Source organism: Halorussus halobius (assembly GCF_004765805.1).
GTDB lineage: Archaea > Halobacteriota > Halobacteria > Halobacteriales > Haladaptataceae > Halorussus > Halorussus halobius.
In genome coordinates, this window is the sequence record NZ_SBIU01000007.1 from 103,834 (window position 1) to 118,723 (window position 14,890).

The window sequence follows — 14,890 nt, forward strand, 5'->3', positions numbered from 1 at the left end:
GCCGACATTGACTGTGCTTCGGACCGACAGTATGGAGACATACGCTGTCGATGACACTCGCACAAGGCCCGTGGCCGACATACACGGATGCTGCCCTCGATAGTGTTCTACGAGAACGACGTGAGGTTGAGCGCGAATGTCAAGCCTTCCAACGGTTTCGCCAGCGTATCCAGACCGTCGACACACAGACTCCTCGGTTCGAACGGTCCGTTGTTGGAGTGGATCAGAACCTTACATCCGAAGAGAAGTCGGTCCGTAATACCATCGAGCCGTGGTATCATGATACTGTGATGGCGGTCGACCACTACGGCGACGTGTACGGTGATTCGTTCGAGGCGAGCCTCAGTGCCGAATTCGGGGCCGATGTGTTGCTCCTGATCTCAGAAGCGACTACGTTCTCACCGCTCATCAAACAACGGCTCCTCGAGGCCGCACAGCAGTGTATTGACAACCGCCGAGTCTTTCTGGAGAGCCTCCAGGATGAATTCACTACCCTCAAAGACGTGCAATCTACAGTTCAAGAGATTCGAGAGGCGATAGCAGAACTTGATTCTACGAAATTACAGGGGAACTCAGATATTGAACTAACCGACCGATACGAGACGCTTCATACGTTGAATGATGAATGTAAGAGTTGGATCCAGCAACGGCAGGAGGAAATCCACGCTCATCGAATCGATCGGTCGGCAGACGTGGATGCCTACACTGACCTCTGTTCATATCTCTATGAGGGTCTGGAGGTTGATTATCCGGTATTGGCGACGTTTGTCGATATCTTGGAGATCATCTCCCAATATGAGTAGTCCTCTCTTTTACCTCCTACTCTGTCTTGACGTCGTCCTATGGCTGAACAGTAGTTGCTGATTTGGCTGCGATTAGTGCTGGCAAACTCAGCGATGGAATCGAGGAACTCCGTGCACCGGGTGCACGGCTTTCAGAATCGGCGTGAGTGGGCGTCGAACATGTTAGATAATCGACTCCGGCAATGACTGTGAAAGGGTGGGCTTCCGCTCGCACCGTGTCAATACCGGCTTCCAGCAAATCTACTTTGTTAACGGTTTTGTCTATCCGGTCACAACTGTACATATGGAATTCGACTTTGTGCGCTCGGTGGCCCCCCTTGTCGTAATTGTCGCCGTCGCGGCGATTGCGCTCACGACCGTGATGACCTCCTCGACGGTCTTTATGATGGTTCTGCCCTCGATGATTATCTTCTCGGTCATCGCGTTCTTCCTGGGAATGAAACATGGCGAGTTCCGCGCCAGTGCATAATAGGCCGACCCAGTAGCCGGAATCCGCTGTGTTGCGGTCCATGCTAGCCCCCAGCTGTGTTGATTCAGATTATTTCGATGACCGGTTCGCAGTCCTAGCGACGGCTGTTTTAGCGGGGTGATGTCGAACCAACAGGAGTCCACCTGGGTTGGGTAACCCCTATCGTTCAGTTAGATCCTGTCCTGGTCGTGGTGTAGAGGGTCTCTACGTGGAGTAGCCAGCGTACTCCATAAGTTGGTTGAAAATGTCAGTATCCATGACGGACCGATAGACCACGCCGGTGAGCATCCCGCCGGGATAGAACGTGCCGTTCATCACGTGGTTGACCTTGTGGCAGTGCATCAGGTAGATGCCGGGGTCTGCATCGGCAGTAAATTCGATCGTGTGTCGTTCAGCGGGGGCGACGTTCGTGACGTCCATGTCGTGGCGGGCAGCCTCTGGAATCGTCCCGCCGTCCTTTTCGACACGCTGGAAGCGGTGGTTATGGATATGCATCGGGTGCGACATGTATCCACCGTTGACGAGGTGGATGCGAACTGAGTCGCCCTCGTCGACGATGATCGGTGAGCCTTCTTCGGGGTGCAGCGTTCGGGGTGCGCTCTTCCCGTTGACGGTGAACACGTCCGGATTGCGACTGGCCGAATTGTATGTGAAGTCCGCCTCACCGGCCCACTTCCGCGGAACCCGCGAATCCCAGTCCTTGATCGTCATGAAGTATTCGCGGTCCGCCGGTTCGTAGCCTTCGGGATCAACTCGGTAGATCCCGTACATGCCCATGTCGATATGCCGGTGGGTCTGGAAGTGGCAATGGTAGAAATGCGTTCCAGGGACGTTAGCGGGAATCTCGTAGGTGTGTGTCTCCCCTGGCGGGACCTGAATCCCGGTCGTCGTCGGGACGCCGTCGTTCTCCCACGTCTTGCGAATTCCGTGGAAGTGAATCGTGTGGGGACGTCGGCCATCGGTGTTGTCGAGTGTCACCTCCATCGCGTTACCCTCGGTCGTTCTGAGAATTGGGCCTGGGACGCTGGGGTCGTTGTCGTCGGCCTGGAACGCCCAGACGCGTGGGAATTCGACGGGCCCACCCATTGTATCGAGCGGGTGGACGGCGTGGCGGGCCTGTTGAGTCCGCATCGTCACTCCACCACCCTGCTCGTCGACGTTGACGACTGTTGGAGGGCTGGTGTAGGGGAGATTAGGCGAGTCAGTTTGTGTCTGCGTGGCCGTATCGCTCGTTGCTGCTGGCTCGTTAGCTCCGCCCGCCGAACAGCCTGCTAACGAAGCGATACCCGTCGCGCCAGTTGCCGCGAGAAACTCACGCCGGGACAGTCCGGTTCCGGGTGCGCCGAAACGTGTGGTCATGATACACTCGGCATTTTGGTTGGCCTAAACATAGGGCGACTGCGGTGTCCCAATTCACGGGACAGTGCGTGGATATGTTCGGCAAAAGGCGAATGGAGATGGCGGCTTTTTATTTATACTTGTTCGCCGTTAGGAGTCTGAAATTGAGACGACAAAGTGGTCAGATTTTTAGAGTCCGCCCGTCGCCGTCAGATAGGCCCCTGCAAACTGCACCGCGTTATACGTCCCGTGAATCACAGCCGGCACTGTGAGGTTGTCCGTATACTCGTACGCTGCTCCCAGTACTAAGGCCAGGACGAATGCGATACCGATGTACACCAGTTTGCCTTCCCCTGACAACGAGAAGAGATGGATCGATGCGAACAGAGCGCTTGCGAGGATGATTGCACGAGCCGGATGGAGACTTTCACGGAGGGTGCCCTGTACGAGGCCCCGGAACAACAGCTCTTCTCCCGGGCCGACTAACAGGAATTGAAGGGGGATCAGAAGAAGGAATACACTCGGATTTTGTCGCCCGACCTCGACGATCTGATTCTGAGCCGAGTTCAGACCGAGGGCTGTGATTACTGAGGACGCCACAAAGAGCAACCCCAGGATCGCTATACTCCCGCCAACAATCACTGCTCCATCACGCTTGTCAGGTGAACGAACTGGAACGAATCCCAATCCGAGATCACGGCCTTTGAGATAAAGGATGGCGATGCCCCCAAACGTCACTCCTTGGAGGAAGAACGTGCTCACAACCAGTCTGAGGGCTGGGCGCGACGCGAGGTCGACTCCGAACAACCCGACTACCGTCGCGACGGCAAGGATTACGATAGCCCCCGCGACGTATGATCCATACGTGAGACCAATCGCCGAGGCGACAGACCGGAAACGAGATATCGACGACATTAATCAGATGTGAGCGTAGGGCTCCACCCTACAAGCTGGCTTCGATAGGTCGATTCCGGCGCTATTCATTCCAAGACATCCCGCGGTAGTGATTTTGTTCATAGCTGACGTTCAGGTTCGACGAGGTTGGATCCAGCGAGGACTGTAATTATCACGAGCACGAACGCGATGAGTGAGAGATTCGGAATTGTAAGTCCGAGCACCGGAGCCTGCCACTGGACAACTGCACAGGGGCCAGCAAAGGTGCATGAGGCCGTCGTTGCTTGGAGTACGGAGTGATATCCCGCGATTGAAGCTCCCACCACGGATAGTGGCACGACTGTTCGCCAGATTGTGTTGTGGCTCTCGAGGGCGGCAACGCCGAGAACGACGACAAGCGGATACATGAGGATACGTTGGTACCAGCAGAGGGTACACGGAACGAGACCGAGGCCGAGACTGAACCAGAGGCTTCCCAGGGTTGCAATCGCCGCGACGCCTGCCCCGCCTGCAAGCCAGAATCGTCCGTCGGACATCCATGACTCAGTTTGATCCAGCTGCATCTTCGATCAGCTGTCTTACTCGCTCTTCGTTTCCGAGTGGATTGACCGTCATGCCATCGATGAGGAGCGTGGGTGTGGCATCGACACCGACATCGCTCGCAGCCCTGTCAGTCGCCCGCAGCGCGTCGTCATACTGATTTTCTTGGATGGCCGTGCGGACCGACGCTGTCTCGGAGACGCCTGCGGCCTGAGCAAACTCGACCAATCTCTCGGCGGTCGCCCACTGGTCGCTCTCGGGTGGTTGATTCCCGAACACGTATTCGTGAAACGCCCAGTATGAGGCTGGGTCGGTGTTCCAGACGGCTAATCCGGCCTGACCGGCTGCCGGTGCATCGGGGCCCAAAAATGGGTCGCCACCGATATATGCCAGATTGCGGAACTCGAGCGCAATTGTTCCTGGTTCCACGTAGTCCGTCACGAGTTGTGAAAGCATCTCCGTACTGAACTGGGCGCAGTACGGACACTTCCAGCTCCCGAAGTATGTGACCATGACATCGGCATCAGCAGACCCCATCGTCGCATAGCGGAAGTCTCCAGGCGAGTCGGGAATCGGGGCAGTGGTAACGGCACCCGTATCACCTCCAGCAGTCGCGCCGTCATCCGGCTCAGTGCTCGTATTGTTAGAGAGAGCGGTGGCGCCGATCACGAGACCGGCAGTGGCGGCACCACCACCGCCGAGGAGAAGCTGTCGGCGGGTTAGTCCTCCGACAGCAGCTCCAACACCTCCCTCGGAGAGCCGCTCTGAGAACGTGAGTGAATCAACGGCTGTCTCAGCCCGTTTGTAATCCACACCTGAGAGGTCGTCGGGGTGCGCGACGAGCCAGTGTCTGTAGAGCTGCTCGTCAGTCTCGTCACCGAGTTGTTCGCCACAATAATGGCAGGCGCTGTGAACGTTCCATGTGTGGTCACGCGCTGCTCCAGCTGTTTCGAATTGATCTGTACAGATCGGGCAGGTATGGGCAGTCATTCGTGATCACTACTCCAAGTGTAGATTTCATAGGCTCCGTGTTCTGCTCTCATAGTGAGCTGAATCGTCGGTATCTGTGGCATTGTGTTATACGCAAGGGGTCATCAGCGGCGGAGATATGCGACGAGGCAGGTCGTCAGGAGACAGAGGAGAATGAGAATTGCCACGCCCAGATGCGTCGTCACGATGGTCGGTTGGAGATCTTCCGTGACGGTCAATCCTCCGAGGATAACCTGTAACGGAAGGAGGACGAGAGCGGCCGTGGCCGACCATTTGACAATCGGGGTATTACGGTGTGTCACCCACGCTCCAAGGGTCGTGCCGACGATCAGAACCCCGGCCGTCATCGCCAGTCCACGGTGAGCCCACTCAGCGAAGATTTGGAGTGCAGAGTATGGCGAGTTAGCAATGATCTCGGGTTGAAGGAAGGGGACCCACGTCCCGTAGCAGGTCGGCCAATCGGGACAGGAAAGTCCAGCACCGATTGCACTGGTGTAGGCTCCAAGAAGCATCACAATATACGTCACTAGTAGCGTCAAACTGGCGATATGCCTGTACTCGACCGGAATCCTTGAAATCGCGGTTCGTATATCGTGCCTGCGGAGTCGGGCTTGAGACATAATATTGGGTAGGGACGTTGACTTGCGGTGTGACGAGTTGATGTCTTGGAGACAAAGTGTTAAGCCGGATTCCCAGCGAGTGGGACACCGCCTGCTATTCATTGAGGAGCCGTCTCATGATACTGTTAAGAAGACACACGGTTTGTAGGGAAAACCCCTATATGCCAATAGTATGATGGCTCAAGAACATACCCAGGAACGGTCAATAGATGAACGCGACCGCGAGGTGAAGTCTGCCAACGACAACATCTGTCCCGAGTGTCAGGGTCATATTACACGGACTAGCGACAGCGGTGAGGCGACCTGCGAAAGCTGTGGGTTGGTTTTTGAAGATAATCCAATCGACCACGGTCCTGAGTGGCGTGCGTTCACTTCAGAGGAACGCGATGAAAAGAGTCGGGTCGGGGCTCCGACGACGCAGCTGATGCACGATAAGGGTCTGAGTACGACTATCGGCTGGCAGGACAAGGATGCCTACGGACAGGCTGTCTCTGGTCGCAAACGTGCTCAATTACAGCGCCTCCGGACGTGGGACGAGCGGTTCCGTACGAAGGATGCTCACGAGCGGAATCTCAAGCAAGCGCTCGGGGAGATCAGCCGCATGGCGTCCGCTCTGGGACTTCCTGAATCGGTTCGGGAAACTGCAGGCGTCCTGTACCGGCGTGCTGTGGAGCAGAACCTGCTCCCCGGTCGCTCGATCGAGGGTATGTCGACGGCGTCGTTGTATGCGGCTGCTCGACAGCACGGAATGCCACGGCCGCTGACGGAGTTCGCCGATGTCAGCCGTGTCGAGAAAATCCGGATCCAGCGAGCGTACCGATATCTGTCCCGAGAACTTGGGCTGGAGATCGAGCCGGAGGATCCCATGCAATATATTCCACAATTCGCGTCATCGCTCGACGTGAGCGACGAAGCAGAACGGCGCTCTCGAGAACTGCTTGAGGTAGCTACAGATAATGCCGTCCACAGTGGAAAGAGTCCAGCCGGGTTGGCGGCTGCCGCTCTGTATGCTGCGACCCACCTCACGAACGAACAGCTCACACAGGAGACGGTGAGTGAGGTCGCCCACGTCAGTCGAGTCACGATCCGAAATCGATACCAAGAGCTTCTCGAGGTGTACGCGCAGTATGACTGACCGGATAGCCCCTGCCGGGCGAAATCCAGCTACTGAGTGGGTCATGATACGATATTTACCATGAGCGAGTTCTCAATACAGACCGAGGTCGAGATATTGGAGCTGCTCGTTGATGAGTCACCGTGCCATGTGATGGAGATCACTAACGCCGTCGATGGACACCCGATCACCATTGACCAAACGTGTGCTCACCTCCATAGTGAGGGCTGTATTGTTCCACTGGGGAGGGGTCTCTACGAGATCACAGACGCAGGCGAACAACGACTCGAAATTCAGCACGATTCATAATTGTGTCACCATGTCTCCCCTCTTTCGATGGATCGACCGTCATGACTCTGGAACCACGATCCCGACTGAGTTCGTGGGACCAATGGGATGCCTCTCCAGCAATCGGACACCATATCCCGAGGACCACGTATTATCGAATAATGGGAGATGATTCAGTGTCGTCCGAGGACACTCCGGAGGTACAGGATGTCCTTGATGCGCTGGATGATCCCGCGTGTCGGGCTATTCTCCAGGAAACTATCGAACCAATGACTGCGAACGAACTCCTCGACGCATGTGACATCCCCAAGTCGACGCTGTATCGAAAATTAGAACTCCTCAGTTCCGCTTCCCTCGTTCGAGAACAGGAGACGATCAACCCCGGAGGTGGACGGGTTACCTACTACGAGCGGTCGTTCGAGGACGTCACGATCTCTATGGACGACACAGGTACGTTTTCGGTGAGCGTCGATCGGCCGCCGAAATCTACAGACGAACGGCTTGCAGATATCTGGTCGATGATGGGGGACGAAGTATGAACGGCGTCATCACGGCGATTGCAGTCGTCAAGTTCGTAATCCTGCTTCTCGGTGGCGGGATTACCTATATTGCATTTAAAGCCTATCGACGTACGGGTGCGGATTCGCTACGTGTCCTTGGTGTCGGGTTCGGTATCATCACACTCGGGGCAATTCTAACTGGCGTGGCCAACCAGTTCTTTTCTGTCGGATTGGCCCTCGGCGTGCTCATCAACAGCCTGTTCGTCGCCCTTGGCCTCGCGGTCATCATGTACTCGCTGTATATCCAGAAATGAACCCCGTTCCGAATGTTGCCGTTCCTGATCTCCGTCGGGGTAGCTACCTAATCCTTTTCGGCGTTGTTCTGTTCGTTCTCACGCTTGTTAGCAGTGCAATGCTCGCCCCTGCGATTGGGACGGCTTCGGAGACAGACCAGACGTCCCGAACCTTGGTCGGGTCTCAGGGGGGTGGCCCAGGCTGGCACGAATACGGCAGCGTCTATCTTCTCAACGGGACGAACACTACCTGGCGTGAATCGAGTGCTGATAGCTATTTTGACGTCACACAAACGGAGAACGGAACAGTGTTAGCCGGGTTCATGGACAGCGGGTACGCTTCGTGCGGACCGTACGAGTCTCCCTGTACCCGAACGGGATTCCGAGTCATTGACCCCGGGAAAGACCTGCAGGTGGTTTCGGAGTATAGCTTCCCGGTGCGAACGAACAAGAACAGCGAAGTCCACGATGTCGAACGACTCGAATCGGGAGAATACTTGGTCACCGATATGGAGTACGAGCGTATCTTTACTGTCAAGAACGGCGAAGTCACGTGGCAGTGGAATGCGAGTTCGTTCTACGACGCCCCACAAGATCCGACGACGACCGACTGGCTGCACATCAACGACGTGGACGTCATCGGCTCTGGGCGCTATCTCGTCTCAGTACGGAATGCCAACCAGCTACTCGTTATCGAGCGCGGCGAGGGCGTCGTTGAGGTTATCAATGAGGATACGACCGATTCGAACGATGCCAATTGCCGGAAATCCGGCCAGTTGAACGACTATGACAATGATGGCGATATTCGATGCGGTGACCCCGACGTGCTCAACCACCAGCACAACCCCCAGTGGCTCGGGGATGGTGCCGTCCTCGTTGCCGACAGCGAGAACGACCGAGTCGTGGAACTGCATCGAACGGAGGGCGGTAAATGGGAGCCAGCGTGGGCTCTTGATCGGGCAGCGGGTGTCGAGCTCGATTGGCCCCGGGATGCGGATCGCCTCCCGAACGGAAACACGCTTATCACCGACACGCTCAACCGGCGACTCGTAGAGGTCGACGAATCCGGGACTGTCGTCTGGAGCGTTCGAACAGAGCGTATCCCATACGAAGCCGACCGACTGCCCTACGGTGAGTCTGTCGGAGCCCCGAAGTACACGACTAACGGAAGCAGCGTCGACAGCCCTGACGCCGGCGTGCCGGTTCTCTCACTACTGCTGGTCGGGCTTCGGGCAGTCGTTCCGTCAACGCCATTCTGGTTCCGGGAACCACAACTTGGACTGACGCTTGTCTCTACACTCCTCATTGTCGTCGGCGGAGTTGATCGTATTCGTAACTAAATTTCCTCTCGAAGCCAGTCGAGAGCTCGCTCGCGTTTCTTGATGTCGAAATATCGCATTTCGTTGGGGGCGACTGGCCAGATCGGTCGGATTGCATACCACCAGTCGAACAGGAGTTTTGCCCATCGTGTATCGCCGACTGCGGCGTACCGGTCGATATCGAACTCAGGGCCGTACCGGAGATCGGGAACCACCCCGTGGAGGTGTGTGAGAAACGCCCTGAACGTCCAGTTCGGAACTTCCTCGTACACGTGGATGTACCCGTGCTTATCGCTCTTTTCGACGAGGAGTGAGTACAGCTCTTGATAGCCTGTTCGCGTGCCCTTCCCGACGCGAATCGCAATGAGGTTCTCGTTCGTCTCGTCCAACACCTCGAACATTTGATCGGGTGCTGTGTGGGACATCGTTAGTGGGAGTGATTCGTCGTACCGACAGGGTCAGTATCGGGATCGGTACGCCCGACGAGCTCCACGGTTGCGTGGTCGATTCCTCGATTCGTGAGATAGTCGTGAACCCGTGACTGGATTCTCCGTTGCTCCTCGAGTGTGGTCGACGTATCTGTCAGTCGGACGGTTGCGACGGTGAGTTGACTACAGACTTGCCAGACGTGGAGATCCTCAATCTGGTCGACGCCATCGAGTGTCGTCAATTCATCCCGGAGTTCTTCGGACGACACCGGGCTCCGTTCCAACAGGATCGAGGTGCTTTCCCGGAGGACGTTCCCGGCCGACGCGAGCACCAGCAGCCCAATGAGTACGGCCGCCACAGGGTCTGCGATGGGGAGATCGAACACTGCGACGGCGGCGGTCGAGACGATTACCGCAACAGAGCCACCGGCGTCACCGAGCAGGTGGTAGAACGCCCCGCGCTCGTTGAGACTCATCTCACCACCCTGCAACACGTACACGGAGCCGATGTTTACCAGCAGGCCACCCGTAGCGATGATCAGCGTCAACTCGGGATTGATCGCCACTGGCTCAAGGAACCGCTGGTAGGACTCCCAGACGATGTATCCGACCATTGGAAGGAGCAAGACGCCGTTCAGGAAGGCCGCAACCGGCTCCAGTCGGTGGAGACCGTACGACCACGCCTCGCCACCCTCGAACCGTTCGGCGGTGTAGCTCGCGCCGAACGCCATCGCGTACGCCAGCATATCGAACAGCATGTGGAGTGCGTCGCTGATAAGCGCGACCGACCCGAACAGGAGTCCACCAGCCAGTTCGATGACGAATCCAAAGAAATTGACGACCGCGACGAGCGCAAGCCGACGCGTACTGCCACTTGATTTAGACGGGAGGTTGTGCTCTGCGGTCTCCTCATCAGTATGCTCGTGAAGGGTCATAAGTTCACATTAGAGGGGGTTCTATTTCGAATCTGAGGATTCCGGTTGTTCCTGGGTAGATTCCTGGGCCCCGTCTTCACTCGTCACCATCGAATCCTGCGCCGTTGATTCAGTGCTATCCGAAGAGGTAATCTCCTCATCGGCTCCCTCCGGTTCTGGTTTGGACCGCTCCGATTCTTCGGAGAGTGATGTATCTTGGGCGGAGGAGCCCGCGAAATCGAGCGGACGAAGCCAGATGAACCAAACCACAAATACGGTTGTGCCATAGCCGACGATCCACACGAGGTCAGCAACTGCAGAGAGGTTCGCCTGTTCGAAGGTGTATACCAACAAACCGGGCCCGATGAGCCCAATGAGCACAACGAGGACGGCAAACTGCGGAGACGAGAGTCCGAACGGGTATCGTTGCTGATCTGCCTCCGTATGGGATGTTGCGTTTCCCTCATTCTCTGCACCCATCTTACCCCTCCGAAGCGCTGGTTTCGGTGTCTGTCTCCGGCGTGATTCGAGAGAGTCGCATCGCGTTCCCGGTGACGGCCGTCGTCATTCCGGCATCGCCAGCGAGGACGGCGAGCCAGATCGGGACGTATCCGAACGGGACTGCGACTGCCAGCCCGGCTTTGACAGCGAGACTCGACCAGATGTTCTGTCGGATGACCCCGTTCGCATCGTGTGCGAGTTCGTAGAGGTACGGGAGCTTTGCGAGGTCATCACCCATCAAGGCGATGTCGGCGGTCTCCAATGCGGTATCAGTCCCGGCAGCCCCCATCGCCACGCCGACTGTGGCGGTGGCGAGCGCCGGTGCGTCGTTGATGCCGTCACCGACCATCGCAACGCCGTCGTACTCCTCGACGAGCTCCTCGATCGCCGTCACCTTGTCCTCGGGGAGTAATTCGGCCTGGTACTCGTCGACGCCGACCTGTTCGGCGATCGCGCGGGCAGTCCGCTCATTGTCACCCGTCAGCATCACCGTTCGGGAGACGCCGAGTTGCTTGAGTCGCGTCACTGTTCGCTTCGCTTCGGGTCGGATCTCGTCGGCGACTGCGATGACGCCTTCGAGTTCGTCTTCGGTTCCAACGAGGACAACGGTCTTCCCTTCTGCTTGGAGTTCGGGAACGGTCTCGTCGAGAAGGTCGAGGCAGTTGTTCCGGTCGCATATCTGCCGAGCTGTCTGGGTGACGACACCGCCGTCAGTGGTCGCGTGGACGTGTGATAGGTCGAATCCCAGCTCCTCGAACAGCCCCGGCTTGCCAGCGAAGTGGGGCGTCCCGTCGAGGTCGGCCCGGACGCCCTTGCCGGTGATGCTCTCGAAATCATCGATCTCGCGCTCGGCGACTCCCATGCTGCCGGCCTCAGCGACGATCGCCTCGCCGATGGGATGTTCGCTCCGTTGTTCGAGCCCGCGGGCACACCGGAGGACGTCTTCCTCCGAATTTTCGTTTAATGGAACGACGTCAGTGACGGTGAGCTCACCTTTCGTGAGCGTCCCCGTTTTGTCGAAGGCGACGACGTCGACGGCCCCCATCGCTTCGAGGTGGTTGCCGCCCTTGATCAGGACGCCGTTCTTCGCGGCGCTCGTAATTCCCGACACGACGGACACGGGTGTCGAGATGACGAACGCACACGGGCAGGCCAGTACCAGTAACGTCAACCCGTAGACGACGGCCGTGGGCCAGGTCGTGCCGAGAACGTACGGGCTTCCCACCGTCGTCAAAATGGCGAAGGCAACGACGACTGGCGTGTAGTACGTTGAGAAGCGTTCGACGAATTGCTCGCGCTCGGTCTTGTTCGACTGGGCATCCTCGACCATCTCCACGATTCGCGAGAGCGTGTTATCACCGGCTTCAGAGGTAACCTCTACCTCAAGATAGCCCTCTTCGTTGATCGTGCCGGCGTATACCTCATCTCCCATCGTCTTGTCGACGGGTACGCTTTCGCCTGTGATGGGTGCCTGATTGACGGCGCTTTCACCGTCGACGACGGTTCCGTCCATCGGGATCTTCTCCCCCGGTTTGACGACGACCACGTCGCCGACAGCGACCTCGTCGACAGGAACTGTCTCCGTGGTATCGTCCCGTTTGACGGTTGCCTCATCCGGTGAGAGGTCCATCAACTCCCGGAGCGAGTTCCGAGCGCGATCCATCGAGTACCGCTCCAGCAGCTCGGCGATACTGAACAGGAACGCGAGGGTGGCCGCCTCGAAGTAGAGCGCCTCACCGAAGGCGAGGCTCGCAACGAGTGCTCCGAGGATAGCCACCGACATCAGGAAGTCGATATCGAGGTTCAGATTCCGAGCGGAGTAGTAGCCGTTGCGGAAGATCTCCTGACCACCGGACGCGACGGCAACGAGGAACAGTACGTCGGCGACGAGCAGCTCCGTTCCGAGAAGGCTTGCAAGCTGTACATTCTGCCCGGTCAGGAAGAACTCGAAGAGCAAGCCGAGAGCGACGAATCCACCGCTGATCCACGTCTTGAGTGCTCGTGGACTCGTCCAGATGCTCTCGCGTTCCTCAGTCGGGTCCTGCCGTCCTGATTCGTCGCTCGACGTGTCTGTAACCTTGTACCCGGCACGTTCGATAGCGCCGATGATATCGGCTTCTCCAGTCCTCGAAGAATCGTACGTGACGACGACGGTTCCGGTCGTCGGCTGGGTTTCGAATGTTGTAATTCCCTCGACCCTCTCGAGAGCGTTCTCGATTTTGCCAGCACACGACGGGCAATCCATTTCCGGAACCGTGAATTTCGAGGACACTTCGCCGGTGTCCTCCACGGTGTACCCGGCCTTTTCGACCCGATTAGCAATCGCGGTGGCACTCGTTTGTTCGCCGTCGTATGAAACGGTCAGCGTCCCTTTCGTCACTTGCGGGTCGACGCTGCGGATTCCGTCCAGTTTTTCGACGCTGTTCTCTACCTTTCCTGCACAGGATGGACAATCCATCTCCGGGACCGCGAATTGTGCAACGTCCCCTTGGTCTATGGGTGGAGAAACGTCGTCGACGCCCTGTTCTGTGTGTTGGGCGTGTTCGTGATCACTGTGGTCGTGGTCATGCGTGTGACTATGCTCGTGGGACCCTTCTTCGTGTTCGTGGGCGCGATCCGGTGGCTCACCACTCCTGTTGTGGGAATCGTCGTCGGGGGAGGTCATCACTCTCCCCTAGCCACTACACATTTATTAAATCGACTGCTATAAAACACCCATTTTCTGCCAATACCTAATAAATACTTTGCCCTATATTATTAACTCGGCCGTTGTCTCATCTCAAATGCAGACCTAAGTATGGTTTGCTCGATACTCACCGTGTTTGACCTCGAGGAAGAGCGTAAAGACTCCAAACACGACGAGGCCGACGCTCACCATCATGACTGTACTTTTGCTCGTCGGACTCATCATCGTCCCACCAATTATGAGGGTGAGCAGGACCCCGAACGCGATTACCGTTTTCGTGTTATCGAATTCCATCGATAGTTTGTTACTGAAACTCAATCAGATGTTGTTTCCGACGTCTCTGCTGTCGATACCGTTGCGCGGGTCTTCCTTCGAACGAAGCCTACCCAGACAAGTGCACCAACGAGACACAGGATACCAGCGATCGCAATCGATTGACCGCGGATTGTCGTCCCGGTCTGGTTCTGTGTGATCAGCAAGATACCGATGCCGAAGAGGACGAATCCTTGAACACCTGCTGCTTTCGCTGGTTCAGTAATATACTCCGCCTCTGTGAGAATGCCAGCAACAGATCCGACGAACAACAACAGTCCCGCAACAGAGACAGGACGAAGGCCGAGAACGACACCGACCTCCGAGAGAGCAAATCCAATAGCGACAAAGAGTGGCCATGGACTCGCTCCCGTGAAGGTTGAATCCGTGTCTTCGGAATCGCTCATTATCTCGAGTTGAGCTTCACGATATAATAAATCGGCTGTTATTGATACCCCTATAGTTAATAGAAAATGGCTGTAATTCAGCCGTTAGTTAATATTGGTGCGGTATAACCTCACAGTCTGAAGCTGGTAATACTGCTTAGTCCCGATTCTCCGCGCTATCCCATCTTACGGTCAAATGGTTTTATAGAGACGCTCTGCCTACTCTTTTTTATGTGCATCTACTGCGACGCCTACGAAGAAGAGCGAGAAACGGAGAGTCAGTCTCCAGTCGAAGACAACCACTCTGAACAAAAGACTACTTCCACGCTGTCAAAGGGAGCGTTTGGACAACTTCGTTCTTCGCTAGCAGATCTGTTGTAACCGACCATTCTGGCCATTGATGACGCCACGTAGGTCGATACGCGAGCGGAGAAGTTCGAACGTCGAACCAGAACGGTTTCAACGCTGACTGGCCTACGGCCGAATAACAGCTTT

General features: G+C 56.7%; 18 protein-coding genes. 7 read left to right on the plus strand and 11 right to left on the minus strand.

The features are described 5' to 3' along the window. Positions 1-50 precede the first annotated feature (50 nt). Together EPL03_RS17870 and EPL03_RS17875 are read left to right on the plus strand one after the other, a co-directional pair. Positions 51-803, plus strand: coding sequence for a DUF7260 family protein (locus tag EPL03_RS17870; RefSeq protein ID WP_011222428.1), 753 nt, complete (start codon positions 51-53; stop codon positions 801-803). Between the two features lie 283 nt (positions 804-1,086). Then, positions 1,087-1,272, plus strand: coding sequence for a DUF7333 family protein (locus EPL03_RS17875; protein WP_011222429.1), 186 nt, complete (start codon positions 1,087-1,089; stop codon positions 1,270-1,272). 204 nt (positions 1,273-1,476) lie between these two features. Here EPL03_RS17875 and EPL03_RS17880 read toward each other — a convergent pair whose 3' ends face one another. The 5 genes from EPL03_RS17880 to EPL03_RS20770 all read right to left on the minus strand — a co-directional run bounded on the left by EPL03_RS17880 (position 1,477) and on the right by EPL03_RS20770 (position 5,756). Next, complete coding sequence (locus EPL03_RS17880) at positions 1,477-2,631, minus strand: multicopper oxidase domain-containing protein (protein ID WP_004594571.1); 1,155 nt, start codon at positions 2,629-2,631, stop codon at positions 1,477-1,479. Between the two features lie 168 nt (positions 2,632-2,799). Beyond that, on the minus strand, positions 2,800-3,525 hold the full coding sequence (locus EPL03_RS17885) for a CPBP family intramembrane glutamic endopeptidase (protein WP_004594570.1): 726 nt from the start codon (positions 3,523-3,525) through the stop codon (positions 2,800-2,802). Between the two features lie 98 nt (positions 3,526-3,623). Beyond that, positions 3,624-4,040, minus strand: a complete 417-nt coding sequence (locus EPL03_RS17890; RefSeq protein WP_049909643.1) for a disulfide bond formation protein B — start codon at positions 4,038-4,040, stop codon at positions 3,624-3,626. Positions 4,041-4,047: 7 nt separating this feature from the next. Further along, a complete protein-coding gene (locus EPL03_RS17895) occupies positions 4,048-5,034 on the minus strand; it encodes a thioredoxin domain-containing protein (RefSeq protein ID WP_004594568.1) in 987 nt (328 codons plus the stop codon). A gap of 104 nt (positions 5,035-5,138) precedes the next feature. Further along, on the minus strand, positions 5,139-5,756 hold the full coding sequence (locus EPL03_RS20770; protein WP_011222430.1) for a COX15/CtaA family protein: 618 nt from the start codon (positions 5,754-5,756) through the stop codon (positions 5,139-5,141). Positions 5,757-5,826: 70 nt separating this feature from the next. On the opposite strand from EPL03_RS20770, the gene EPL03_RS17905 reads away from it, so the two are divergent. The 5 genes from EPL03_RS17905 (at position 5,827) to EPL03_RS17925 (ending at position 9,189) form a co-directional block, all read left to right on the plus strand. Continuing rightward, positions 5,827-6,789: a transcription initiation factor IIB gene (locus tag EPL03_RS17905; protein WP_004594566.1), complete on the plus strand. Its 963-nt coding sequence runs from the start codon at positions 5,827-5,829 to the stop codon at positions 6,787-6,789. A 60-nt stretch (positions 6,790-6,849) separates the two neighbouring features. Continuing rightward, positions 6,850-7,077, plus strand: coding sequence for a hypothetical protein (locus EPL03_RS17910; RefSeq protein WP_004594565.1), 228 nt, complete (start codon positions 6,850-6,852; stop codon positions 7,075-7,077). A gap of 140 nt (positions 7,078-7,217) precedes the next feature. After that, on the plus strand, positions 7,218-7,595 hold the full coding sequence (locus tag EPL03_RS17915; RefSeq protein ID WP_004594564.1) for a winged helix-turn-helix domain-containing protein: 378 nt from the start codon (positions 7,218-7,220) through the stop codon (positions 7,593-7,595). After that, a complete protein-coding gene (locus tag EPL03_RS17920; protein ID WP_004594563.1) occupies positions 7,592-7,870 on the plus strand; it encodes a DUF7521 family protein in 279 nt (92 codons plus the stop codon). Before EPL03_RS17915 ends, EPL03_RS17920 begins: the two co-directional genes overlap by 4 nt. Then, complete coding sequence (locus EPL03_RS17925) at positions 7,867-9,189, plus strand: arylsulfotransferase family protein (RefSeq protein ID WP_004594562.1); 1,323 nt, start codon at positions 7,867-7,869, stop codon at positions 9,187-9,189. Before EPL03_RS17920 ends, EPL03_RS17925 begins: the two co-directional genes overlap by 4 nt. On the opposite strand, the gene EPL03_RS17930 is transcribed toward EPL03_RS17925, so the two are convergent. The 6 genes from EPL03_RS17930 to EPL03_RS17955 form a co-directional block, all read right to left on the minus strand. Beyond that, complete coding sequence (locus EPL03_RS17930; RefSeq protein WP_004594561.1) at positions 9,186-9,569, minus strand: SpoIIAA family protein; 384 nt, start codon at positions 9,567-9,569, stop codon at positions 9,186-9,188. The genes EPL03_RS17925 and EPL03_RS17930 overlap by 4 nt on opposite strands. A 26-nt stretch (positions 9,570-9,595) precedes the next feature. Next, on the minus strand, positions 9,596-10,531 hold the full coding sequence (locus EPL03_RS17935; protein ID WP_004594560.1) for a cation diffusion facilitator family transporter: 936 nt from the start codon (positions 10,529-10,531) through the stop codon (positions 9,596-9,598). Between the two features lie 21 nt (positions 10,532-10,552). Then, complete coding sequence (locus tag EPL03_RS17940; protein ID WP_004594559.1) at positions 10,553-10,990, minus strand: hypothetical protein; 438 nt, start codon at positions 10,988-10,990, stop codon at positions 10,553-10,555. A gap of 1 nt (position 10,991) precedes the next feature. Further along, on the minus strand, positions 10,992-13,676 hold the full coding sequence (locus EPL03_RS17945; protein WP_004594558.1) for a heavy metal translocating P-type ATPase: 2,685 nt from the start codon (positions 13,674-13,676) through the stop codon (positions 10,992-10,994). A gap of 126 nt (positions 13,677-13,802) precedes the next feature. Beyond that, positions 13,803-13,991, minus strand: coding sequence for a DUF7333 family protein (locus tag EPL03_RS20860; protein WP_004594557.1), 189 nt, complete (start codon positions 13,989-13,991; stop codon positions 13,803-13,805). Between the two features lie 20 nt (positions 13,992-14,011). Next, positions 14,012-14,416, minus strand: coding sequence for a DUF7541 family protein (locus tag EPL03_RS17955; protein WP_004594556.1), 405 nt, complete (start codon positions 14,414-14,416; stop codon positions 14,012-14,014). Positions 14,417-14,890: the final 474 nt, after the last annotated feature.